18 protein-coding genes are annotated in these 23,757 nt (G+C 70.7%); 8 read left to right on the top strand and 10 right to left on the bottom strand.

Annotation, left to right across the window (positions count from 1 at the left end; translation table 11 throughout):
* Positions 1-77 precede the first annotated feature (77 nt).
* The 4 genes from J7I97_RS13630 to J7I97_RS13615 all read left to right on the top strand — a co-directional run bounded on the left by J7I97_RS13630 (position 78) and on the right by J7I97_RS13615 (position 6,141).
* Positions 78-3,014: a type I polyketide synthase gene (locus J7I97_RS13630; protein WP_251058775.1), complete on the top strand. Its 2,937-nt coding sequence runs from the start codon at positions 78-80 to the stop codon at positions 3,012-3,014.
* Positions 3,015-3,112: 98 nt separating this feature from the next.
* The gene (locus J7I97_RS13625; RefSeq protein WP_308378347.1) at positions 3,113-4,501 is read left to right on the top strand and encodes an MFS transporter; all 1,389 of its coding nucleotides are present in this window, start codon (positions 3,113-3,115) and stop codon (positions 4,499-4,501) included.
* Between the two features lie 12 nt (positions 4,502-4,513).
* Positions 4,514-5,176: an HAD family hydrolase gene (locus J7I97_RS13620; RefSeq protein WP_214934411.1), complete on the top strand. Its 663-nt coding sequence runs from the start codon at positions 4,514-4,516 to the stop codon at positions 5,174-5,176.
* 38 nt (positions 5,177-5,214) lie between these two features.
* Positions 5,215-6,141: a TauD/TfdA family dioxygenase gene (locus J7I97_RS13615; RefSeq protein WP_214934408.1), complete on the top strand. Its 927-nt coding sequence runs from the start codon at positions 5,215-5,217 to the stop codon at positions 6,139-6,141.
* 13 nt (positions 6,142-6,154) lie between these two features.
* On the opposite strand, the gene J7I97_RS13610 is transcribed toward J7I97_RS13615, so the two are convergent.
* Positions 6,155-6,907: a PIG-L deacetylase family protein gene (locus tag J7I97_RS13610; RefSeq protein WP_214934405.1), complete on the bottom strand. Its 753-nt coding sequence runs from the start codon at positions 6,905-6,907 to the stop codon at positions 6,155-6,157.
* A 102-nt stretch (positions 6,908-7,009) separates the two neighbouring features.
* On the opposite strand from J7I97_RS13610, the gene J7I97_RS13605 reads away from it, so the two are divergent.
* A complete protein-coding gene (locus tag J7I97_RS13605) occupies positions 7,010-8,140 on the top strand; it encodes a glycosyltransferase family 2 protein (RefSeq protein WP_214934403.1) in 1,131 nt (376 codons plus the stop codon).
* A 28-nt stretch (positions 8,141-8,168) separates the two neighbouring features.
* Here the strand turns inward: J7I97_RS13605 and J7I97_RS13600 are convergent, their stop codons facing one another.
* Positions 8,169-9,164: a BadF/BadG/BcrA/BcrD ATPase family protein gene (locus J7I97_RS13600; protein ID WP_308364072.1), complete on the bottom strand. Its 996-nt coding sequence runs from the start codon at positions 9,162-9,164 to the stop codon at positions 8,169-8,171.
* A 177-nt stretch (positions 9,165-9,341) separates the two neighbouring features.
* On the opposite strand from J7I97_RS13600, the gene J7I97_RS13595 reads away from it, so the two are divergent.
* Positions 9,342-11,396, top strand: coding sequence for a translation factor GTPase family protein (locus J7I97_RS13595; RefSeq protein ID WP_214934400.1), 2,055 nt, complete (start codon positions 9,342-9,344; stop codon positions 11,394-11,396).
* Between the two features lie 69 nt (positions 11,397-11,465).
* Here J7I97_RS13595 and J7I97_RS13590 read toward each other — a convergent pair whose 3' ends face one another.
* From J7I97_RS13590 to J7I97_RS13555, 8 genes are read right to left on the bottom strand one after another with little or no spacing between them, the layout of a single operon-like run.
* Positions 11,466-12,785 (bottom strand): condensation domain-containing protein, encoded by a 1,320-nt coding sequence (locus tag J7I97_RS13590; RefSeq protein ID WP_214934397.1) that lies wholly within the window; start codon positions 12,783-12,785, stop codon positions 11,466-11,468.
* Positions 12,786-12,802: 17 nt separating this feature from the next.
* Positions 12,803-13,579: a LamG-like jellyroll fold domain-containing protein gene (locus tag J7I97_RS13585; RefSeq protein ID WP_214934394.1), complete on the bottom strand. Its 777-nt coding sequence runs from the start codon at positions 13,577-13,579 to the stop codon at positions 12,803-12,805.
* A gap of 38 nt (positions 13,580-13,617) precedes the next feature.
* Positions 13,618-14,646 (bottom strand): alpha/beta hydrolase, encoded by a 1,029-nt coding sequence (locus J7I97_RS13580; RefSeq protein ID WP_214934391.1) that lies wholly within the window; start codon positions 14,644-14,646, stop codon positions 13,618-13,620.
* Positions 14,643-15,614 carry a TauD/TfdA family dioxygenase gene (locus J7I97_RS13575; RefSeq protein WP_214934388.1) on the bottom strand — a complete coding sequence of 324 codons (972 nt, stop codon included), beginning with the start codon at positions 15,612-15,614 and terminating at the stop codon, positions 14,643-14,645. The genes J7I97_RS13580 and J7I97_RS13575 overlap by 4 nt, the downstream gene beginning before the upstream one ends.
* 23 nt (positions 15,615-15,637) lie before the next feature.
* Positions 15,638-16,993, bottom strand: a complete 1,356-nt coding sequence (locus J7I97_RS13570; protein ID WP_214934385.1) for a thymidine phosphorylase — start codon at positions 16,991-16,993, stop codon at positions 15,638-15,640.
* The gene (locus J7I97_RS13565) at positions 16,990-18,321 is read right to left on the bottom strand and encodes an aspartate aminotransferase family protein (RefSeq protein ID WP_214934382.1); all 1,332 of its coding nucleotides are present in this window, start codon (positions 18,319-18,321) and stop codon (positions 16,990-16,992) included. The genes J7I97_RS13570 and J7I97_RS13565 overlap by 4 nt, the downstream gene beginning before the upstream one ends.
* On the bottom strand, positions 18,318-19,058 hold the full coding sequence (locus J7I97_RS13560; protein ID WP_214934379.1) for a thioesterase II family protein: 741 nt from the start codon (positions 19,056-19,058) through the stop codon (positions 18,318-18,320). Before J7I97_RS13560 ends, J7I97_RS13565 begins: the two co-directional genes overlap by 4 nt.
* The gene (locus J7I97_RS13555; protein ID WP_251058782.1) at positions 19,055-20,911 is read right to left on the bottom strand and encodes a non-ribosomal peptide synthetase; all 1,857 of its coding nucleotides are present in this window, start codon (positions 20,909-20,911) and stop codon (positions 19,055-19,057) included. The genes J7I97_RS13560 and J7I97_RS13555 overlap by 4 nt, the downstream gene beginning before the upstream one ends.
* Positions 20,912-21,375: 464 nt before the next feature.
* Here J7I97_RS13555 and J7I97_RS13550 point away from each other — a divergent pair, with 464 nt between their 5' ends.
* Complete coding sequence (locus J7I97_RS13550) at positions 21,376-23,349, top strand: prolyl oligopeptidase family serine peptidase (RefSeq protein ID WP_214934372.1); 1,974 nt, start codon at positions 21,376-21,378, stop codon at positions 23,347-23,349.
* A gap of 110 nt (positions 23,350-23,459) precedes the next feature.
* The gene (locus J7I97_RS13545; protein WP_214934369.1) at positions 23,460-23,753 is read left to right on the top strand and encodes a phosphopantetheine-binding protein; all 294 of its coding nucleotides are present in this window, start codon (positions 23,460-23,462) and stop codon (positions 23,751-23,753) included.
* The last annotated feature ends 4 nt before the right edge of the window (positions 23,754-23,757 follow it).

Below are 23,757 nucleotides of genomic sequence, written 5' to 3'. Positions count from 1 at the left end.
TAGCAATGTCGGATTTGGTAGTAACTGCCTCATCAAACAAGGCCGTTGATAGACCGATTTAAGTTACAGTAACACTCATGATGCGCGATACCTCCCTCGATGTTGCTGTGGTTGGCATGGCCGCTCGCTTGCCCGGCCCAAGCGACTTCCGGCAGTGGTGGGACGGGATTGTCGAGGGCCAGACGTTCCTGGCCTCGATACCCCGTGACGATCTACTGCGGCGCGGCGTTCCGGCTCACCACGTAGACGACCCCGATTACGTCCCGGTTCACGGCGTACTGGAGGGAGTGGACAGGTTCGACAACGACTTCTTCCGCATAAGCCCGCGCGAGGCGGAGAGGATGGATCCGCAGCACCGACTCGCGCTCGAAGTGGCGTGGCAGGCCCTGGAGGACGCCGGTGTGCGGCCGAACGGCGGCGCACTCCGGACAGGAGTGTTCGCCTCCAGCACCGGAAGCACGTACCTGCGGTGGATCCTAGCCCGACAGCAGCCCGATCCGGGTGCCATGGACGATCTGATCCACGGCACCGAACCGGACTTCCTCGCCAGCCGAATCTCCTACAAACTCGGTCTCACCGGACCGGCCATGGCCGTCCAGACGGCCTGTTCCTCCTCGCTCGTCGCGGTCCACCTCGCCGTCCAGTCGCTGATCAACGGCGACTGCGAGCAGGCCGTCGTGGTCGCCACCGGCATGAACTACCCGCAGGCCGGCTACATCCACCTGCCCGGCGGCGTCCAGTCCAGAACCGGCCGTTTGCGGCCGTTTGACAGCGAGGCCGACGGCGTCGTCGGCGGCTCCGGAGCCGCCTGTGTCGTCCTGCGCCTCCTGAGCGACGTCAACGACGACGAGGTCGAGCCGCACGGTGTGATCCTCGGCACGGCGATCAACAACGACGGCTCTGGCAAGGCCGGTTACTACGCGCCCTCGCTCGAAGGCCAGGAGCGCGCGATCCGTGAGGCGATCCACACCGCGGACATCGACGCCTCCACCCTCGGCTACCTGCAGATGCACGGCACCGGCACCTCGGTCGGCGACCCCCTGGAGTGGAGCGCGGCCAGCTCGGCGCTGACGGCGGAAGGTGCCGTTCCCGGGCAGATCGCGGTCGGCGCGGTCAAGGCGAACGTTGGGCACCTGGACGCATGCGCCGGTCTGGCCTCCCTGGTCACCACCCTGACAGTGCTCAAGACCGGTACGGTGCCTCCCATCGCCGGTTTCCGCGAGCTCAACCCCCTCATCGCCGACCCGACGTCGCCGCTCTTCGTCCCGGACGAGGCGACGCCCTGGACCGCTGCGGAACCCCGCCGGGCCGGGATCAGCGCCTTCGGCATCGGCGGCACCAACGCGCACGTCATCGTGGAGGCCGCGCGCCGGTCGCCCGAGACCGCCGAGGCACCCCGGTCCGACAGCACGGACGGTCCCCTCGTCCTGCCCGTGTCCGCCGCGAGTGCCGTCGCCCTGACCCGTACCACCGAGGCACTCGCCGACTGGCTCGACGCCGAGAAGCCCGCGCTCGCTGAGGTGGCGCGGACCCTGGTGACGGGCCGCGCCGAGCTGAACCACCGGCGGGCCGTCGTCGCGTCCACCGTCCAGGAGGCCGCGAGCCTGCTGCGCCGGCGGCCGGACGAGGCCCCGCAGCCGACGACGACCCCGCCGCTGATCTTCGCCTTCCCCGGCCAGGGGGCGCAGCGCCCCGGCATGGCGAAGGCCTACCAGCAGGTGCTGCCGGGGTTCTCCGCCGCGCTCGACTCGGTGCTCCAGGCCCTGCCGCTCCCCCTGCGGGACCGCGTGAGCCGGGCCCTCAACGACAGCGAGTTCCCGGCGGACCAGCTCGACCAGACCGACCTCGCCCAGCCCGCTGTCTTCTGCCTCCAGGTCGCGGCCGTGTCCGCGCTGCGCGAGCTCGGCGTGAAGCCGTCCGCCGTCCTCGGGCACAGCCTCGGCGAACTGGCCGCAGCCACGGCGGCCGGGGTGCTCGACGTCGGCGCGGCCGTCGCCTTCGTGGTCGAGCGCGGCAAGGCGATGCAGGCGTGCCCGCCGGGCAGGATGCTGGCGCTCGCCTGCTCCGAGAGCCAGGCTCGGGAGCTCATCGCGGGCACGGAGCTGGAGATCGCGGCCGTGAACGGCCCCGAGGCGTGTGTCGTCGCGGGAACGGAGGAGGAGATCCGGCTGCTCTCCGAGCGCGTCGACGCCGGGACGTTCCAGCGCGTCCTGCGGACGACCCGGGGCTTCCACAGCCGGCTCGTCGACCCGGCGCTGGACGCGCTGCGGGACGCCGTGTCCGGGCTCACGAACCTGCCCGCGACATGTGTCTTCGCCTCCGGGCTCCGCGCGGGCGTGTCCGAGGTCGGCGAGGTCCCGGACCCGGTCACGTGGGTCGACGCGGCCCGGTCCGAGGTGCGCTTCGGGGACGCCCTCGCGGCTCTGGCGGTACGTTTCCCGGGCGCGGTCGCCGTCGAGATCGGCCCCGGGCGGCCCCTGGCCTCCCTCCTGGAGGCGGCGGACCTGCGGACGGCCGCGCTCGGCTCGCCCAAGCCGGAGACGTCCGAGCTCGCCCTGCGGACCGGGCTCTTGGACCTGTGGGCCGGCGGATACCCCGTCGCGCTCGCCGACCTCACTCCCCCGGCCCGCGCCGTCCACCTGCCCGCCTACCCGTTCGCCGGGCCCCGGCACGTCCCGCAGGTGGCCGCCGACGCCCCCATCATCACGACGGCGGCTGCCTCCACGGGCACCCCCGCGACCGGTGCGGCCGAGGCCGGGCAGCCGGCCGAGCCGGTCATGACGGACCCCGCCACCCTCGTCCAGACCAGTTGGCGTGAACTCTTCGGTCACGAGAACCTGACCGACTCGACCGACTTCTTCGACGCCGGAGGCGATTCCCTCCTGATCACCCGGTTGGTCAGAAAACTCAACCAGGCCCTCGGCATCCGGATCCCCGTCCGCGATCTGCTGCGCGCGCGGACGCTCAGCGGACACGTCACCGTCGTCGCCGAAGCGCTGCAGAAGCAGAACTGATGCGCTAACCCCCTTACATTTCCGAGGAGTTCCGAACCGCCGTTGCCCGCGCCCCATCGCGCGGGCGACGGCGGCCTCGGACGTGCGCGCGCACTTTCATGAACAAGCATCAAACGGTCTTTTTCGTTCCGCTTCAACTGGCCTTTGCCGAGGTCAAATTGACCGTTACAGTTCGCTCACCCCTATGGTTGAATGCCCCCATGACCGATCAAGATCAAACTGAGCCACGAGTCCAGTTCGGTCGGGGAGAGCTTCTCCGTCAGCCGCAGTTCCGGATCCTGTTGCTCGCCCGAAGCATCTCGTTCTTCGGTGATTCACTCGCCCCGATCGCCATACCCTTCGCGGTGCTCGCCGCCGGAGGCAGCGCGGTCGACGTCGGCATCGTCCTCGGCGCGGGCACCGTGACCAACCTGATCCTCCTCCTGACGGCCGGAGTCATCGCCGACCGCATGCCCCGGCGTCTCCTGCTCATCACGAGCGACGCGCTCCAGGGCGTCGTCATGACGGCGATGTGCGTCGTCCTGCTGACGGACAACTACTCGCTCTGGCTGCTGGTCGTCCTGCAAGTCCTCTTCGGCGCCGGAATGGCGCTCAACATGCCCGCGTTCACGGGCATCCTGCCGCAGGTCGTCGACCCGTCCCACGTCCAGGCGGCGAACGGGCTGCTGTCCGTCACGCAGTCCGCGGCCCAGATCGGCGGCCCGGCCTTCGCCGGCATCCTCGTGGCCGCCGGGAGCCCCGGCATCGCGCTCGGGGTCGACGCCGCCACCTTCTTCGTCTCGGCGCTCCTGCTCCTCGGACTGCGCGTCTCCACCGAACGCGCAGCCGAGCCGATGCGCTTCCTCCGCGACCTGAAGGAAGGCTGGCAGGAGATGACCCGCCGCCGCTGGTACTGGGTCAGCCTGCTGGCCCACTCCGGCTGCAACTTCTCGATCGGCGTCTTCTCGGTCCTCGGCCCCGTCATCGTCAGCGGGAACGGCGGCGCGACGGGCTGGGGCCTGATCAGCACCGCGGGCGCGATCGGCAGCCTCATCGGCGGCGTGGTCGTCATGAGGCTGTGGCTGCGCCGCCCGATCGTCTACGGCAACCTGGCCGTGGTCCTCTACGCGCCGAGCCTGCTGCTGCTCGTCCAGCCCTCGCCGGTCTGGGCCATCATGATCGGCGCCGGAGTCGCGGCCTTCGCCATCTCGATCCTCAACGGCGCCTGGAACTCTGCGGTCCAACAGCTGATCCCGGAGGCGATCCTCTCTCGGCTCTCCTCCTACGACTGGCTCATCTCCTTCGCGACCCTCCCCCTCGGCTACACGCTCGCCGGGCCCCTGTCGGAGGCGTTCGGCCAGTCCAACGTCCTGGTCGGAAGCGCGCTCCTGCTGGCCCTGCCCTGCGCGCTCACCGTCCTCGACCCGACCATCCGCGGGGTCCGCGCCGACCGCAACGGACAGATCATCAAGGGCGAGCCCATCGCCGAGCCCGTCAAGGCAGTTTGAGGAAGGCCGCTCATGGCACCCTTCGCGGTATTCGATCTCGACGACACACTGGTGGACTACGCGGGCTCCATCGACGCCGCCTTCGTCGCCCTCGCCGAGGAGCGCAGACTCGGGCCGGAGGGACTGGAGTTCCTTCGTGCCGAGCAGGAGAAGCCCGGCACCCCCGAGGAGTCCTGGAAGGCGATAGCCGACCGCTTCGGCTTCCCGGAGTCGCCCGAGGAGCTCACCCGCGCCTTCGCCGACCGCCTGCCGGCGCTCTGCCGTCCGTACGAGGGGGCCATAGAGGGCCTGCGCGCGCTGCGCGCGGCGGGCTGGCGCATCGCGCTGCTGACGAACGGCTCGGAGCCCGCGCAGCGCATCAAGATGAGCACCGGCTTCGAGGGCCTCTTCGACGCGCACTGCTTCACCGACGAGGAGACCGCCCGCAAGCCCGACCCCAGCGTGTTCCACCTCGTCGCCGAGCGCACCGGGGCAGAGCTGGAGGGGGCGTGGATGGTCGGCGACTCGCTGAGCGCCGACATCGCCGGAGGTGCCGCCGTCGGCATGCGCACCCTGTGGGTCTCCGGGGGCCGCGCCCCGCGCGCCGGAGGTCCGACGCCGGACATCACCGTGCCGGTGATCGCGGAGGCCTTTCCCCTTCTTCTGCGCCTCGACGCGCATTCCCTGAGCAACTGACCCCTCACCCGACCGACAACCGATGGAGTTCGACAGCCGTGTCATTGCTGGACAGTGAGTTCACCGAAGCGGAAACCCGTGTAGGGCCGATCGTGGTCCGACGGCTGGCCGGATTCATCGGCGCCGAGCTGGAGGGCGTGGACGCCTCCGCGCCGCTTTCCGAAGAGACCGTGGCGACCGTGCGCTCGGCACTGCTCGCCCACAAGGTGATCTTCATGCGGGGCCAGAGCCTCGATTACGAGAGCCTCAGCGCCTTCGCCGGTCAATTCGGCCCGCTCACCCCCGGGCACCCCATTTACCAGGCGCCTGCCGACCAGCCGCACGTGCGCGTGATGGACTCCCGGGGTGACGGCACCCGGGCGAACTACTGGCACACCGACCTCACCTTCATCGAGGCGCCGCCGGCGTTCGCGTTCCTGCACAACATCGTCTGCCCGCCGGTCGGCGGCGACACGATCTGGGCCAACACGGCCGCCGCCTACGAGGCGCTGCCGCCGGAGCTCAAGGCGCTGGCGAACGACATGCGCGTGGTGCACTCCAACAACTCGGACTACACCGAGGCCACGTACGCGCACAACCCGAGGGCCCGCGCCGAGTACATCAGCCACACCATCGAGGCGAACCACCCGGCCGTGCGGGTCCACCCCGAGACGGGCGAGCCGAGCCTGCTGCTCGGCGGTTTCGCGCGGTCCGTCGCCGGTCACCGCCCGCGTGCGGGCCGCGACGTCATCGGCGTCCTGGAGGACTACGCCACCCAGCCGGAGTTCACCGTCCGCTGGAAGTGGCAGGCCGGCGACGTGGCCATCTGGGACAACCAGGCGACCATGCACTACGCCGTCCTGGACTACGGCACGCAGCACCGCAGCGGCATCCGGGTGACGGTGCAGGGCGAGGCTCCCCTCGGGCTCGACGGCCGGAAGGGGTTCGCGCTCTCCTCGCCCCTCGACCCGGGCGCCGCTGCCTGATGCCTCCTGGAGGTCAGCCCGCCGAGGGACGCCAGACGACCTCCAGGGCGAGGAGGCCGTCGACCCCGAGCAGGGGCCGGGGAACGGCCACCTCGTCCATGCACGCCACCAGCGACAGCTGCGAGGCGTGACACAGCACGGCACGACGCTTGGCCTCCCACAGCTTCCCGGTGACCGGGACGCCGCGCGGGAGGTCGAGCCCGTGCCCGTACCGCTGCCCGAGCTCCGTCACCTCGGACGGCCACGCCTCCGGCGAGGTGAGGTACGCGCCTCCCTCGTCGGCGTAACCGGGCAGGGCAGCGGTGTACGGCAGGTCGGCGTAGAAGTACGGGCGGATGCCGCCGTCCGTCCCGAGCGCGGCTATCGCCTGGTCACGGACGCGGGCGTGGTCCGGCTGGTTGATCCCCGCGGGCAGGTAGAGGTCGGCCGTCGCGGCGACCTGGCGGACCAGCTCGTCCAGGCCGACGAGCGGCTCGGTCTTCTCCCGGTAGGGGCCGTCCGGGTTCGCCAGGAGGATCTGGTCGGCGCCGAGCGCCTCACAGGCGAGGGCGTCCTCCCGTACCCGCGTGTCGTAGGCGTCCTCGGCCGTCGGGAATCCGCAGTCGTAGTCCCACTCCGACACCTCCACCCCGGCGGGCGGCCGACCACCGTGCACCGTCACGACGGCGACCGGTCCGGGCGCGGCCTGAAGAACCCCGCCCAGCGACAGGGCGGCATCGTCGAAATGCGGCGACACCACGACCGTTCGATAGCGACTGAGATCCATGCTCGGGGCACTCATCATTTACTCCGGATTCGGTCATCGGCTTTGGACAACTGATTCTACTCACCGCTTCACACACAACAGCGCCTAGGCGAGAGAGAATTGATGAAACTCAGCGTATGCATACCCTATAAGGCGCGACTGGACAATCTCCGTATCGCGCTCGAAGCTCTGGCACACCAGACGATGGACTCCTCCGAGTTCGAGGTCGTCATCGGCGCAATGGAATACACCACCGATCTCACGGAACTGTGCGCCGAGTTCGACGGCCGTCTGGACATCATCACGGTGAACTCGTCGCGGGAATTCCATATTCCGCTGGCGCGCAACCTCGCCATGCGCAGCGCGACCGGAGAGGTCGTCGTCCAGATGGACGCCGACACCCTGCTCCCGCCGTCGGCGCTGCGCGACCTGTACGACCGGCACTTCGCCTTCGGGCAGCAGATCTGCGTGATCGGGCAGGTCGTCGGCTACGCGAACAACGAGGACGGCCAGGTCGAGACTGTCGAACTGCGGTCGTACGGCGACCATCTCGCCGCCCTCGAAGAGCTCGCCTCGGCGCCCGGCTGGCCGGCCGACCCGCGCTTCCAGGTCCCCCACAACATCCCGTGGGCCTTCGCCTGGACCGGTCTCATCGCCGTCCCGAGGGCGGCCGTCGTCGCCCGGAACCTGTACTTCGACGAGACCTTCCGCGGCTGGGGCGTGGACGACCTGGAGTGGGGCTTCCGGGTCTGCGCCAGCGGTCTGCCCATCACCCTGTCCCCCCAGGTGTACGCGCTCCACCTGCCGCACACCCGGGACGCACTGGCCAACCAGCGGACAGAGGAGCGGAACTACGAACGCTTCCTCGCCAAGTGGCCGCGCCGGGAGGTGGAGTTGTGCCGGTTCATCGGTGACACGCGCGCCAACTCGGCATGGCCGGAGTACCTGGACGCGCTGGCCGCCGCCGGTGGCGCCGCGACGCTCGGCGTGGCCGTGGGCACGGTCAAGGGCGAGCGGTCGGCCCGCTTCGGCGTCCCGCTCGACCGGGCCGGCAAGCCGCTGGACGACGGGTACACCACGGGCTTCGACGCCCCCGAGAACGTCACCGTCCTCCCGCTGACCGGGCTTTCGACGCCCTTCCGCACGGAGGAATTCGCGACCGTGTGGCTGGAGGAGTCCCTCCAGCGGCTGCCGGAGCCGTACCGGTCGGGTGTGGTCACGGAGGCGAAGCGGGTGACGCGCTCGGGGGCGTGAGGGCCCGATCAGCGGCGTGATGGCCCGATCAGTGGCGTGGCACCGCGCCCCGGGCGACGGCCCGCCGTACCGCCTGCTCCGGCTCGGGACCGGCACCCAGCCGGTCGAGTCCGAGCAGGACGGCGCCCGCCAGGGGGTCGGTGTCGGTCACGACGACCGTCGAGGAGGGCGAGAACGCCGCGACGCCCTCCTCGATCGCCGACAGCAGGACGGGGTTGCGCGCGGCCAGCACGCTCCCGCCGAGGACCACCGTCGTCCCCCGCTCCGTGACGCCGAGTCGCTCCATGGCCACCCGGGTCATGGAGCAGATCTCCTCGCCCTGCCTGCGGACGAGTTCCGTCGCCACCGGATCGCCCTTCGCGGCGACGTCGAGCAGGACGGGCGTGCAGTGGCGCACGTCCAGGGAGGTGAGCCGGTCGTCGCGCAGCCGGAGGGCCACCTCCCGCATCGAGCCGAGGCCGAGATGGTCGAGCAGGGCCCGGACCAGCTCCGTCGGCTCGCCCCTGCCGTCCTCGGCCCGCATCGCGTGCCACAGGGCGGCCATGCCCAGGTCGTTGCCGCCGCCCCAGTCACCGGACCGGTCCCCGAACGCGAGGAACCGGGCCTGCCGTCCGTCCGCCCCGACACCGGCGCAGTTGATGCCGGTGCCGCAGACCACCGCGACCCCCTCGCCCGGCACGCCGGCGCGCAGCACCGCCAGGGTGTCGTTCCGCACCAGCACGTCGCCCGCCCAGGGCTTCGTCCGCAACAGGGCGGCGAACTCGTCCTCCTCCTCGGGGAGATCAAGATGCGCCATACAGGCACTGACGACGGTACGCTCGTCAGTGCCGCCGACCCGGGCGACGAGGTCCTCCAGGCGATCGAGCCACACGGACCTCGGCTCGTCCTCCCGCATGCCGGCGCCACGGGCGGTCGCCAGGACGGTCCCCCGCGCGTCGACGAGAGCCACGTCCGTCTTCGTTCCCCCCGCGTCTATGCCGATTACCTTGCTGAATTCGGCGGGGTGCTGCAGCGGTTGGGGCACGGAACCATCCTCGTGGGAGTCGCGGGAGATCGATGGCGGTTCCGGCGGACACGGGAAGAGGAAGAAGAGAGAATCCGGAACCACCCACACACTACTGAAGCCGGAAGCCCTTCAGCGAACAACTACCCTTGTGCTGAACACATGTGACTGCCAGTTCGCACCCATCGATGGAGCTTTATGCCCCCGATCAATCTTGGAATCCTGGCGCACGTCGACGCCGGGAAGACAAGTCTCACCGAACGTCTCCTGTTCGAGGCGGGAGTGGTCGACCACATCGGCAGCGTGGACGACGGCACCACCCGTACCGACTCCATGGATCTGGAACGCCGCCGGGGCATCACCATCCGTGCCGCGGTGACCTCGCTCCAGATCGGTGACGTGCCCGTCAACATCCTGGACACGCCGGGGCACCCGGACTTCATCGCCGAGGTGGAGCGGTCCCTGCACGTGCTGGACGCGGCGGTGCTCGTGCTGTCCTCCGTCGAGGGCGTGCAGCCGCAGACCGTCATCCTCTGGCGGGCGCTGCGCCGCATGAACGTGCCCACCGTGCTGTTCATCAACAAGATCGACCGTGGTGGCGCCGACGCGGACCGGGTCGTCGAGCAGATCCGCCGCCGCCTCTCCCCTGCCGCCCTGCCGCTGAGCCGGGCGACCGGCCAGGGCCGTGCGGAGGCACGCGCCGAGGCGCTGCCCCTCGACGACGCGTCCCTGGTGGAGACGGTCGCCGACGTGGACGACACGGTGATGGAGGCGTGGCTGGAGGGCGAGGAGATCGCACCGGAGCAGATCCGCGCGGCGATGCGGCGCGCGGTCCCGGCCGGGACGCTGTTCCCGGTGCTCTGCGGCTCGGCCTTCACCGGCGCGGGGATCGAGGACCTCCAGGATGCGATCACCTCGCTCCTGAAGCCCTCGGAGGAGCACGTGAGCGGGTTCGCGGAGGGGGCCGTGGCGGGGACGGCGGAAGGGGCCGAGGAGGATCCCGAGGAGGGGTACGCCGACGAGTCCACGGGCAGGCCCGGCACCGCCCGGTCGGCCACCGTCTTCTCCGTCGACCACGACGCGCGCGGCAGGCGGGTCTGGATGCGCCTGTGGGGCGGCGAGCTGGCGATCCGCGACACGATCCCGGTGTCGGCGACCAAGGCCGAGCGCGTCACCGAGCTCTGTATCCCCGGTCCGGGCGGACTCGCCGTCGCGCGGCGGGCGTTCAGCGGCGACATCGTCGCGGTACGCGGTCTGTCGACCGCCCGCATCGGACACGTCATCGGCACCCCACCGCCGAGGCTCCCCCCGAAGTTCCCCCCGGCGACGATGGTCGCGGCGCTGGAGCCCGTCGACCCCACCCAGCGCGGCGCGCTGTTCACCGCGCTCAGCGTCCTCGGCGACGAGGACCCGCTCATCGAGCCGAGGCTCGACGAGCTCGACGGCAGCGCGCGCATCCGCATCCACGGCGAGGTGCAGAAGGAGGTCGTCGTCACCGTCCTGGAGGAGCGTTTCGGCGTCCGCACAGTCTTCCGCGACACCTCGGTGATCTGCATCGAGCGCGTGCTCGGCTCGGCGACCGCCGTCGAGGAAATGGACAAGGACGGGAACCCCTACCTCGCCACGCTCGGCCTGCGGCTGGAGGCCGGCGAGACCGGCAGCGGGATCACCTTCCACCCGGGCATCGAGCGGGGAAACCTGCCCGCGGCCTTCATCAGCGCCTGCGAGGAGGGCGTGCGGTGGGCCCTCGAACAGGGCCTGCACGGCTGGCCCGTCACGGACTGCAAGGTGACCATGACGGCCTCCGGCTACTGCCCGCGCCAGAGCCACGCGCACCAGAGCTTCAACAAGGCGATGTCCACGGTCGGCGCCGACTTCCGCAACCTGGCGCCCGTCGTCGTCATGGCCTGCCTCGAGAAGGCGAGGACGCAGGTCTGCCAGCCGATCGAGCGGTTCGAGCTGGAGACGCCCGAGCCGACGCTGCGGATGCTCATGAAGACGCTCGGGCGGCTCGGCGCGACCACGGAGTCCGTCACGGACTCCCTCGGCTACACCCGCCTGGTCGGCTTCATCCCTTCGGCACGCATCTCGGAACTCGCCGCCACCCTGCCCAACATCACCGGAGGCGAGGGCGTGCTGACCAACCGCCCGGACCACTACTCGGCGTTCCAGGGGGACGAGGTGCCGACGCGGCAGCGCGCCGGGACCGACCCCCGCGAGCGAGCGCTGTGGTTCCAGGCGATGCCGCGCTGATCCGGAGAACAGAAGGAGAGGGGGCTCCCCGCCATGACGGCGGGGAGCCCCCTCTCGTTGCCCGGCTGCTCAGCCGGTCAGCTGCTCGCAGAGGTCCGCGAGCGTCGCGCACAGCCGGGACAGGAACTCCTCGCCCGCGGCCACGTCGAACCGCGTGGGATCGAACTCGCACTCCAGACGGCACGTGTCGTCGTCGTACATCATGGCGACGACCTGGAACGTCCCCATGAACGACTTGTACTCGCCGGAGGTCTCCACGGGCGGCAGCCCGTGGGACGGCTGCTCCCACGGCATGTAGTTCACCAGCCACTGCGCCGGACGCCGGGTGAGCGTGTCGTCGCCCGGCCCGCCGAAGGCTTCGAGGAGGTAGTCCCACGGGGTCGTCTGGTGGGGCACCAGACTCATCCAGGTCTCCCGCGCGTGCCGCACGGCGGTCAGCGGGTCGCTCAGGTCCTGGCCGCTCAGCCGCACCGGCATGTTGTCGGAGAAGCAGCCCAGCGTGTCCAGGTGCGCCATCGGGCGACCGGTCATGTTGACCCGGAAGGTGACGTCCGGCTCGGCGCCCATCGCGACGGCCGTGGAGGCCACCGCGCCGAGGACGAGCACGAAGGGTGTCGTACGGAGCTTGGCCGCCGCCCGCTTCAGCCGGGACGCCGGGACCGGCGCCGGCCGCCGCAGGCTCCACACCCTGCCGCTCGGCTCCCCGTCCGGGGCGATGCAGAAGGGCACCTTGAGGGCCTGGTCGGGCGTGGTGTCCTTCAGCCGGGCGGCCCAGAACTCGTGGGACGGCCCGATCCCCTCGGCGGGGTCCGGGAAGGTCTCGCGCTGCCAGCGCACCCAGTCGTGGTGCGAGCCGGACGGCACCTCGGCGCCGGGCATCGGCGCGAGCAGGAGATCGGTGACCGCCTGCTGGCTCAGGCCGTCGGTGATCAGGTGGTCCATGCCGACCACCAGGTACCTGGCCGGGCCGTCCGAGCCGTCCGGGAGGGTGACCAGCGTGGCGTTCCACAGCGGTACGCCCGAGCCGTCGAAGGGCGTGCGCTCGCCCTGGCGGACGAAGGCGTTCAGCTCGTCGGGCGAGGCCAGGTCGGCCGACGTCAGCGGCAGTTCGATCTCGTCCGCGTAGAAGAGCCGTCCCTCGTCGAGCGACAGGTCGACGATCCGCATGGCGTCCTGCCGTGCCGTGATCAGCTCAAGACGGCGGCGGATCTCCTCGTCGGTCAGGTCCTCGCCCAGCGGCAGGGCCATGACGAGGTTCAGCGGCCGTTCGCCGCCGCGCAGGACGGCCCGGCGCAGCCGGCCCTCCTGCTGCCAGGACAGCGGCCCCTCACGGCCGGAGGCCGTCGCCCCGCGCGAAAGCGCCAGGCGACGGCCTGCGTCGTTGCTCACTTCGTACGTCTCCGCTACTACTCGCCCGCGAGCTGGCCGCGCTCGTACAGGCTGGTCGCGTCGGCCTCGGTCAGGACGCCGGAGTAGATGCGGACCGGGCCGACCGAGCCGGGCCACTGGTCGACGTACTCGTCACGGAACCAGGCGTGGCCGAGCTGGACGCTCAGGTCGCCGTTCCACTTCGGCCAGCCCTCCGGGAGCTTCTCCTCGCCGCGGTCGGCTTGGGTCGGCACGTAGATGCGCGCGGCGCCGGCCTCGAGGTCGTACACGCCGACGACGAAAACCCACTGATCGACCTCGGCGGACGTGAGCTCCTTAGAGGAGTGCGCGTGGATCCAGTCGACCGGGCCGTCGTCCGAGCCGTCGATCGGGGAGGCGGTGAAGTTCCAGTGCATGTGGAAGTCGCCGGTGCCCTCACCGCCGTACTCGATGTTCCGCACGCCGAGGTAGAAGGGGCTGTGGTACGAGCCGCTCTGCGCGACGGCGGTCCAGGCGTACCAGTCCTTCGGGAAGGCCGGCTCGGCGCCGGTGAGGGCGCTGTCCAGGCGGAGCCAGGCGGCCACGCTGAAGCTCTGGTCGGTGGCCACGGCCCCGCTCTCGCTGGCGAAGCTCAGCGAGTCGCTGAAGGAGAGGGCACCCGCGGTGCCCTCCGGGCCGCTCACCCAGTTCGGCTCGCCGGCCGTCGTGAGGGTCAGGCCGTTGCCGGAGGAGTCGGCGACGCTGCTGCCCGACCCGTCGGTCATCTCCCAGAAGCCCTTGAGGACGGGGCGGTTGTTGTTCTCGGCGTCAGTCATCGCACTCACATTTCTGTCGTTCAACTCGTTCAACTCGTTCAACTCGTCACGTGATTCGTGTCGTTCATGTGGTCCGTACGGTCCGCGGCCGCGAACAGCCGCCGCAGCCAGTCGGCCCGTGCGCGCCGGGCCGTGTGGGAGACCGTCGCGTCGGGCACCCACTCGTCGAAGCTGTGGAACGCCCCGCCCCAGACGTGCAGTTCGGCGTCGACGCCCTCGGCGCTGAGGCGTGCGGCGTACGAGATGGTCTCGTCGCGCAGTGCCTCGAAGGCGCCGACCTCCACGTACGCGGGCGGCAGCCCGGCCAGGGACGCGGCGCGGGCCGGGGCCGCGTAGGGCGAGACGTCGGGTCCGCCCCTGCGGTCGCCGAGGAGGGCGGTCCAGCCCGTGACGCTCGACGTCGAGTCCCAGATGCCGTGTCCGTCCATCTGGCGGGAGGAGGGGGAGTCGACCCGGTCGTCGGTCATGGGGCAGAGCAGGAGCTGTCCCATGACCGACACCTCGCCGGTGTCCCGTGCCTTCAGCGCGACGCCGGCGGCCAGGGCGCCTCCGGCGCTGGCGCCGGTGACGAAGACGCGCTCCGGGTCGAGCCCGAACCGGTCCGCGTTCTCGATCGTCCAGACCAGGCCCGCGTAGCAGTCGTCGACGGGGGTCGGGTCGGGGTGCTCGGGGGCGAGCCGGTAGTCGATGCTCACCACCGCGATGCCCAGTTCCTGAGCCTGGTCGAGATCGCGGCTGAGCTCGGCGCTCCGGTTGTGCCCGGCGAACATCCCGCCGCCGTGGATGGCGTACGCGACGGGCACCGGCCCGGTCGCGCCCGTCGGCCGCGCGATCAGCACCGAGACCGCCCCCGAGGGGTCGCCGTCGAGGAGCTTCTCCGTCGTGAGCGTGAAGGCGCCGTCCCGGGTGATCTCCGCGTCGGTCAGCCGCGCCTCGGCGACGCGCTTCCGGTCGGTCAGGATGCGGTCGGGCGTGATGGACGACGGGCGTCGGCTCAGGATGTCCCGCAACGGCCCGGCCAGTTCGTGGTCGACCGGCGGGACCCGGAGGTTCTCGGCGGCCGTCATGACGCCGACTCTGGCTGCGGATGGCGGACGTGCAGCGTGCGGAACAGGCAGCGACGGTTGCCGGAGGAGTCCTCGTAGGCCGTACGCCCGTGAGAGAGGCGGGTGTTGTCGAAGATGACGGCCTGGTTCTCCCGCAGCGTGACCGTGCGGCAGTACGGCGATCCCGGCCGGGCCGCCTCGGCGAGGGCCGCGAGGCCGCGCGCGAAGTCCTCGGGGGACACGTCGTCGACCGTCTGGAAGGAGTCAGTGTCGGTCAGGCAGTAGTGGCCGACGAGCCGGTCCTCGATCACCGCGTACACGGGGCCGGTCTTCGCCTCGTCGCTGCCGTTGATGTTGGCGCGTCGCACCAGCACCCGGGGGTTCGCCAGGGTGAGGGCCGCCGGGAGGTCGGTGCGCAGCAGCTCGGCGTAGGCGCCGACCGAGTCGAAGAAGGTGTTGACCCCGCCCTGCACCGCCGGTGTCTGGCAGGACATCAGCGTGGCCTTGATCATGCCCATGGGCTGGAGCGTGCCGTCGACGTGCAGTTCCTGGCCGACGGAGCGGCCGAAGGACGGGTGGTTCCCCGCCTCGGTACCGGCGTTCACGCTGGCCGAGATGACGGAGACCGGCGGGGCGACGCGGTTGCCCAGGGTGTAGAGCTTCGGGACGAAGGGCTCGCCGAGGCCGAGCGCCTTGCAGGCCAGCAGGTGGGTGTCCTCGGTGACCCGCTCGTCGGTGAATTCGACGATCGCGAAGCCGTGGGCGTCGTACTGGCGGGCCAGTTCCTCGCCCGCGGTGCCGGAGAGTTCCGAGGCGCCCCGGACGGTCAGCGGCCGGTCCGGGAGGTCGGCGAAGGCCGGGGTGACGTGCGCGGCGGCACGCGTCAGCTCGGCGGTGAACGCCTCGGAGCCGTACGCGGTCCCGGAGCCGTACGAGATCTCGGTGCCGTGTGTGGTGTCGGTGTCGTGCGTGGTCTCGGTGTCGTGCATGGTCAAGGCATCCCTCGGCTCGTTCACGGAGCGTCCGCCACGTCGTTCGACCGGATGCGGTCCCGCACCGCGAGGGGTGGTGTGCATTGCTGATCACGGATGACGAAGGCCTGGGTGACCTCATCGACGGCCTGGCGCACGTCGCCGCCGTTGTGGTGGATCTCCGCCAGGACGGTGCCTGCCGTCACGTGGTCGCCGATGCGGTGGTTCACGAGGATGCCCACCCCGTGGTCGAGGGGGGCGTCAGCCGAGATCCGGCCCGCGCCGACGCGCAGCCCGGCCCCGCCGATGCGGCGCGCGGAGACCTCGTGGATCCAGCCGTCGCGGTCGGCACGGACCTCCGTGACGTCACGCGCGGCCGGGAGGAGCTCCGGGTCTTCCAGGGAGGCTCGGTCCGCGCCCTGGAGCTCCGCCCAGCGCAGGAACTGTTCGAGCGCGGCGCCGGAGGAGATCGCCTCGGCGACCCGCTCGTCGGCGGCCTCGTCCGACAGCTCCGGGAGGGCGCTCTGGAGCATGACGCGGGAGAGCAGGGCGCAGGTCTCGGAGACTCCCCTGACGTGCTGTCCGCCGAGGACCGCGAGGGCTTCCTTGATCTCCAGGGCGTTGCCGACCGCCCGGCCCATGGGCTGGGTCATGTCGGTCAGCATGGCTTCGCACCGCAGGCCGAGGCGTCCGCCGAGACCGACCATGGTGCGGGCGAGTTCGGCCGCCGCGTCGTAGTCGGCGATGAGGGCGCCGTCGCCGTACTTCACGTCGAGGACGACGCAGTCGGCGCCGACCGCCAGCTTCTTGCTGATGATGCTGGCGGCGATCAGCGGGATGCTCTCCACCGTCGCCGTCACGTCGCGCAGGGAGTACGTGACGGCGTCGCCCGGGGCCAGGTCGTCGCTCTGTCCGGCGATCACCATGCCGGCCTCGGCCGCGACGCTTCGGAGCTCGTCGGCGTCCAGCGCGAGCCGGAGGCCAGGCACGGACTCCAGCTTGTCGACGGTCCCCCCGGCGTATCCGAGGCCGCGTCCGCTGAGCTTGACAACGGGCACGCCGCAGGCGGCGACGACGGGGACGACGATCAGGGTGGCCTTGTCGCCCACCCCGCCCGTGCTGTGCTTGTCGACCACCGGGCGGGCCGGGTCTCCGAGCTGGAGCCGCTTGCCGGTGTCGACGTAGGCGAGGGCGAGGGCGGCCGTCTCGCTGAGGTCCATGCCCATGCAGGCGACGGTCGCCAGCCAGGCCGACATCTGGTGGTCAGCGATCCGGCCGTCGATGAAGTCGTGCACCAGGCGCCGTACCGATTCCTCGGTCAGCGTCCGCCCCTCGCGCTTGGCGCTGATCGCCGCCTGGACGTGGAGCGAGGCTTCGGGATCGATGCCCGCGCTCATATGGACTGCTCCGTGGACTGCTCCGACGCGAGTGCGCGGGTCGCGGTGGTGATCCGCTCGGCGATCTCCTCGACCTCGGCGCTCGTGATGGTCAGCGGCGGGCAGATGAGGACGGAGGCGGCCTGCTGCCGCACCATGAGCCCGTGCTCCTGGCAGCTGACGACGAGGGCGGCCGCGGTGGCCATGTCGGCCATCTCGACGACGCCGACGAGGCCGAGGCCACGGGTGTCCACGACGCCGGGGAGGGTACGGAGCGGCTCGATCAGCTTGAGGAGTTCGCGGCCCCGGTCCTCGGCGTTCTCCACGAGGCCCTCGCGCTCCATGACGCCGAGGGTCGCGATCGCGACCGCGCCGGCGGTGGCGTGGCCGGCGGTGGTGTGGCCGTACCGCAGGCCGCCGATGATCTCGTCGTCGGCGAAGGCCGCGTAGATGTCCTGGCGTGCCGTCACCGCGGAGATGGGGGCGTAGCCGGCGCCCAGGCCCTTGCTCGACACGAGGATGTCCGGTGCGGCGCCCTCGTGCTGGAAGGCGAACATCTTCCCCGTGCGGCCGTAGCCGGTGAAGATCTCGTCGAAGATCAGCAGGGCGCTGGCGTCGTCGCACAGCGCGCGGAGCTCGGTGAGGAAGCCCGGCGGCAGCACGATGCCTCCGCCGACGTTCAGGAACGGCTCGATGACCACCGCGAGGGGGGCGTCGCCGTCGGCGAGGGCCTCGGCGAAGCCGGCCGCGAGCACCTTGGCGGCCTCGGGGGTGCGCAGTTCCGCCGCGGGCAGCGGTAGCGTGACCCGGGTGACCTCGATCGGCTGCTGAAACGGGTGGCCGGTCGGCACGAGCCCGCTGAGCGTCCGGGTGAGGACCGTGGAGCCGTGGTAGCCCTGCGCGAAGGTGATGACGCGGTTGCGAGGGTCGCCGGTGATCCGCCGGTAGCAGGAGGCGATCATCAGGGCGGCCTCGATGCCCTCCGAGCCGCTGTTGAGCAGCAGGGTGCGCGAGAGGCTCTCGGGCAGGTGCCCGGCGAGGACCTCGGCGAGACGGCCGGCGACCGGGTGGTTGGTCGCGGACATGTCGACGCCGTGGAGGGTGCGGAGCTGCTCGGTCGCGGCGGCGATGACGTCCTCGTTGCCGTAGCCGACCGTGGAGTTGAGGGAGGAGGCGTCGATGTACTCGCGTCCCGCGGCGTCCCAGACGCGCGAGCCCTCGCCCCGGACGATCATCAGCCGGTCGCGCTCGACCTCGTTGCGCGACCATGGGTGCCACACGTACTTCGAGTCGCGGACGCGCGCCGCGTCGTTCTCGGTGGCGTCGGTGTGTTGGGTGGTCTGGCTCATGCGTCCTGTCCTTCGCCGTGACCGCCCAAGGTGGCCGCGATGATCTCGTCGGGGGGTGACTCGGAGAGGTAGAAGTGGTCGCCCGCGACGATGTGCTCGACGAAGCCCTCGGGGGCGATCTTCGCCCAGGGACGGATGTCGGCGTCGTCGTCGGCATCGCCGACGACGCAGGTCACGGGGCAGCACAGCAGTGGTTCTTCGCTCATGTGGTACGCGTGGAACAGCTTGCCGTCGCCCAGGGTGTAGGGCAGGACGAGGTCCTGGAAGTCGGGGTCCTTCGCGAGCTCAGGGTCGGTGCCGCCGAGCCGGACGAGCTGCTCGACCAGTTCCGCCGGGTCCTCCGACGGCGGCGGCAGCGGGCCGGGCAGCGGACCGTTGCGCGATCCGGAGGCGAAGAGGTGCGCTACGGGGATGCCGGCCGCTTCCAGGGCCCGTGCCGTCTCGAGTGCGACGGCGGCGCCCATGCTGTGGCCGAATAGGGCCAGCGGCTTGTCGGCCAGCGGGGCGATCGCGTCGGCGATCGCGCGGGCCATCTCGACCAGGTCCTCGGCGAGCGGGTCGTCGAAGCGGTGCGCCCTGCCGGGGTAGGCCACGGCGTGCACCTCGGCCTGCGGGAGCAGCGCGCCCCAGCCGGCGTAGAAGGACGCCGATCCGCCGGCGTGCGGCAGACAGATCAGTCGGACGGCGGTCTCCGGCCGGGGCGTCACGCACCGGAGCCAGTCCTGCGTGACGGTCATATGCGGTCTCCCTCCGACCGTACCCGGCGCCGCGCCTGCCGCCGGACGCGGTCACCACGGTCAGTCATTCCGGTGTCGCCCCCCTCTAGGAGGACCTTTGCCTGCGCGGTGGCCGTCGTGTGCCGGAAAAGGGACACGACGGTTGCGTGTCGTCCCGTATGGCGTTCGAGCGCGCCCTGCAACTTCATGAGGGTCAGCGAACTGCCGCCGAGATCGAAGAAATTGACGTCCGGAGGAACGGTCTCGACGCCGAGGACCTCGCGCCAGGCCGCGATGACCCGCTCGGTCAGGTCCTCGCAATTCTGCCGTTCCTCATTCGCCTTCTCGCTCTCCTTCGCCCCGGTTTCCCGGACGCTCCGTTCCAGGAGCGCCAGGTCGACCTTTCCGTTGGTCGTGACGGGGAAGCGCGCGTGAAGGTGAATGCGGTCGGGCCGGTACTCGGCGGGCGAGACCTCCGCGGCGGCCTTGCGCACGGCCGCCTCGTCGGCGCCCTCGTCCAGCCGCAGATGTGCGATGAGCGTGGCGCGTTCGGCATCGGTGAGGACCGCGGCGTCCGCGACGCCGTCGACAGCGCGCAGAACCAGTTCCACGGCTTCGAGCTGCAAACGCTGGCCGCGCAGTTTCACCTGACGGTCGACGCGGCCGAGGAACTCCAGCTCGCCTCTCTCGTTCCGGCGCACCAAGTCGCCTGTACGGTAAAGGCGTTCATTCGGTTCGCCCCACGGGTCCGCGAGGAAGGCGGCTTCGGTGGCGGCCGGGCGGTTCAGGTATCCGCGCGTCACTCCGGGACCGGCGACGCACAACTCTCCGGGCTCGCCTTCGGCAACCGGCTTCTGCTGCTTGTCGAGCACGTACAACCGGGTGCCGGGGACGGCCTGTCCGATCGTCGAAGGGGCGGGCTCCGTGTACCGGCGGAAGGTCGCCCAGACCGTGGCTTCGCTCGGGCCGTATTCGTTCACCAACTCGGCGCCGGGAACGGCCTCGAAGTGCCGCTGAATCAGCGAATCGTCCAGCGCTTCGCCGGCCACTGTGACCGACCGCAGGGATGTCAGATTCCCCTGCCCGGAGGCCGCGGAGTCGATGACCATGCGGTACATCGCGGGAATCATCAGCGTATGCGTGACATCGAATCCGCCGATGAGGGCGGCCAGTTCGGCCGGGTCGCGACGCTGCTGATCGGATGCGACGACCAGGCATCCACCGGAGGTCAGGGTGCCCCAGATGCCCGCCACCGACGAATCGAAGGCGAGGGGCGACACCAGAAGGAAACGGTCGATGTCCGGATACACCGATCGGCGGGCCGCCGTGGAGTAAGCGAGCTGGCCGTGGCTGACCAGGACGCCCTTGGGCTCACCGGTACTGCCGGAGGTATAGACAACGTATGCCACACCGTCGGGCTCGGGACTCTTCCATTCCGGCTGTCGCCGGTTCGCCGCCGCCATGGATTCGGATACGACGGGCACGCCGGAATTCGCCGAATACGGCAGCGCCTCCCCCATATCAGACAAGACGGCCACGGCCCCGGAATCCTCGACGATCGCGCGGATGCGCGCCTCGGGCTGCGAGGCGTCGACCGGAACGTATGCCGCACCGGCGGCCATGACGGCGGCCACCGACACAATCATCGACAGCGTCGGCGGTTGCACCACGACGACACGGTCGCCGGGGCCCACTCCTATGGCGCTTAGTTCTGCTGCGAGCGTTCCGGAGCGCTCAAGCAGCTCCTCATAAGTAAGTTGCCCCGATTCACCCACGACGGCGAAAGAAGCCGGATTCCGTACGGCAACCGCCCTCAAGGTGTCGAGAACCGAGTCTGCACTGGCGCAGCCCTCGGGAAGCCTGCTGTCGGCCATGGTGGTCACACCCCCGTTACGATCCACACTGCCAATCCAGATCGTAGCGCGCAAGATCCAGAGGGCATAGCCGCAATCTGCTCGATCTGAAACTGCTTGAATACATGGCTCTTGACGAAGCGTCAGCAATCCGAAGAAGGATGCACGGCCGCCGCGAGGACACGAACGAACGCGCATCAGCGTACTGTTCGAGGTCAAGGACTACCCTGAAGCCGCAGGTTCCGCCACCAGCGGCAGTGTCAACGCCGCATCCCCATGCGATACTTCAAAGCCTCACGCAGGTCGGCTACCTTCTCACCGAGCGAACGCATTGAGGTTTCCGCCCAGTTGAGCGGACCGGAACCTTTGGTCGAATCGACCGGTCCAAGTCGGCGCCCAAGTCGCAGGTTTGACATGACTCCTGCCAAGGATCCGCCGATCACCTACGTCCAACAACTATGGCCCAAATGCTACTTGGGGGAAGCATGGAGATCGGCAAGGCGCTGCCCTACGGATCGTGGCCGTCACCGGTCACCCCGAGGGGCGTCGCGGCCGCCTCGGCCTCGCTCGGCGACGGCGCCCAGTACGTCCTGGGCCGGCCGTGGTGGGCGGAGAGCCGCCCCGACGAGGGCGGCCGGGTGACGGTCTGCCGCCAGTCGCCCGACGGCAGCACCCAGGAACTGCTCGCCGCGCCGTGGGACGCCCGTTCCCGTGTGCACGAATACGGCGGCGGCGCGTGGACGGCGGTCGGCGAGACCCTGGTCTTCGTCCAGTACGACGACCAGCGGCTCTACCGCCTCACTCCGGGCGGATCGCCGGAACCGATCACTCCGGCCGTCGACCCGGCGCTCTCGGTGCGTTTCGGCGACCTGTCCGCGAGCCATGACGGATCTCACGTCATCTGCGTGCGGGAGACGCTCGCGGCGCAGGACGTGGTCCGCGACATCGTGTCCATACCGGTCGACGGCGACGGCGGTGACTCCCGAAAGGTCGAGCACCTGGCCGGCGGCTCCCGGTTCGTCGCCTTCCCGCGTCAGTCGCCCGATGGCTCCCGTCTCGCGTGGATCTCCTGGGAACATCCGCAAATGCCCTGGGACGGGACGGAGTTGCGGATATCCGAGCGAGACGAGCACGGCGGGTACGGCGCTCCGCGCGTCGTCCTCGGCTCGACGACGGAATCGGTTCTCCAGCCGGAATGGCTGGACGACGGATCGCTCGCCGTGATCAGCGACCGGTCCGGCTGGTGGAACCTCTACCGGCTCACCCTCGGATCCGACGGCCCCGAAGCCCCGCACCCCGACCGGCCCGAAGCCCTGCACCCCGGCGAGCACGAGGTCGGCGGCCCCCTCTGGAAGCTCCGCCCCCGCTGGTTCGGCGTGCTTCCCGGCAACCGCCTCCTCGCCGTCCGCACCCGGGGCGTCGACACCCTCTGCCTCGTCGACCTCGCCACAGGCACCGTCCGCGACCTCGACCTGCCCGGTCTGGAGACCGTGACCCTGGTCGACGTCGAGGCCGAAGGCAGGCGCGCCCTGATCGTCGGCGGCGGCGCCCGCGAGCCCCGGGGACTGCGCCAGGTGGACCTGGAGACCGGCGCGGTCACCCCGGTGCGGCTGCTCACCGAGGGCTTCCCGTCCGCCGCGTACCTCTCCCCCGCCCAGCCGAGGACCTTCGTCGACGAGCAGGGCCGCGAGGTCCACGCCATCGTCTACGCGCCTCACCACCCGACGGTCCAGGGCCCGGCCGACGAGCAGCCCCCGTACGCCGTGATGGCGCACGGCGGTCCGACGGCCCGGTCCACCGTCCTGGGCACCGCGAGCATCGCGTTCTGGACCAGCCGGGGCGTCGGCGTGCTCGACGTGAACTACGGCGGCTCCACCGGCTACGGCCGTGAGTACCGCGAGAGACTGCGGGACATGTGGGGTGTCGTCGACGTGGCCGACACCGCGCTCGCGGCCCGCCGTCTGGCCGAAGCCGGAGAGGCGGACCCGAGGCGCCTGGCCGTCCAGGGCCACAGCGCGGGCGGCTGGACCGTCCTCGCCTCCCTCGGCACGACCGACGTCTTCGCGGCGGGCATCTCCTCCTGCGGAGTCACCGACGCCCGGCTGATGGCCGAGCACACGCACGACTTCGAATCGCGCTACCTCGACGGCCTCATCGGCCCCCTCCCGGAGACGGACAAGCTGTACGAGGAGCGCTCGCCGCTCGCCCACGTGGCCGGCGTGACCGCGCCCGTCCTCCTGCTCCAGGGGCTCGACGACCCGATCGTGCCCACCCCGCTCGCCGAGGCCTTCCGGGCCGAGCTCGAACGCCACGGCGTGCCCCACCAGTACGTCGCGTTCGCGGGCGAGGGCCACGGGTTCCGCCGCGCCGACACGGTGGCCCGATGCCTCGAACTGTCGCTGGACTTCCTGGGGGACGCGCTCGGTTTTGTCCCCGCGGCCGCCGGAAGCCCGGCCTGATCACCGTACCGCCCGGGGCGAGCCACGAGCGCTCCGCTCCGGGACCGGACGGTAGTACGCCCGCCGCCCGGCCTTCCGCCGCAGCGGCACGACGAGAAGAGGAAAAGACCATGCCCGACCTCCGCGAAGAACTGACCGACGCCCCCTACACGCCCCCCGCCGACCCGCTGGAGAAGCAGGTCGCGGAGATCATCGCCTCGGTGCTCGACATCGACAAGGTGGGGCGCGAGGACAGCTTCTACGACCTCGGCGGCGGATCGATGCAGGCGATCCGGATCTGCGCGCGTGCGGAGCAGGAGACCGGCCTGACCGTCGACCCCCTCACGCTCCTCGAAAACGACCGGCTGGTCGATTTCGTCGCGGAGCTGCGCGGCGCCAACTCCACGGCTGCCACGGAGAGCTGACGCG

The organism is Streptomyces sp. ISL-87 (genome assembly GCF_018614095.1).
Classification (GTDB): domain Bacteria; phylum Actinomycetota; class Actinomycetes; order Streptomycetales; family Streptomycetaceae; genus Streptomyces.
The sequence above is the reverse complement of the archived record's forward strand: the minus strand, read 5'-3'. Positions and strand labels throughout refer to the sequence as shown.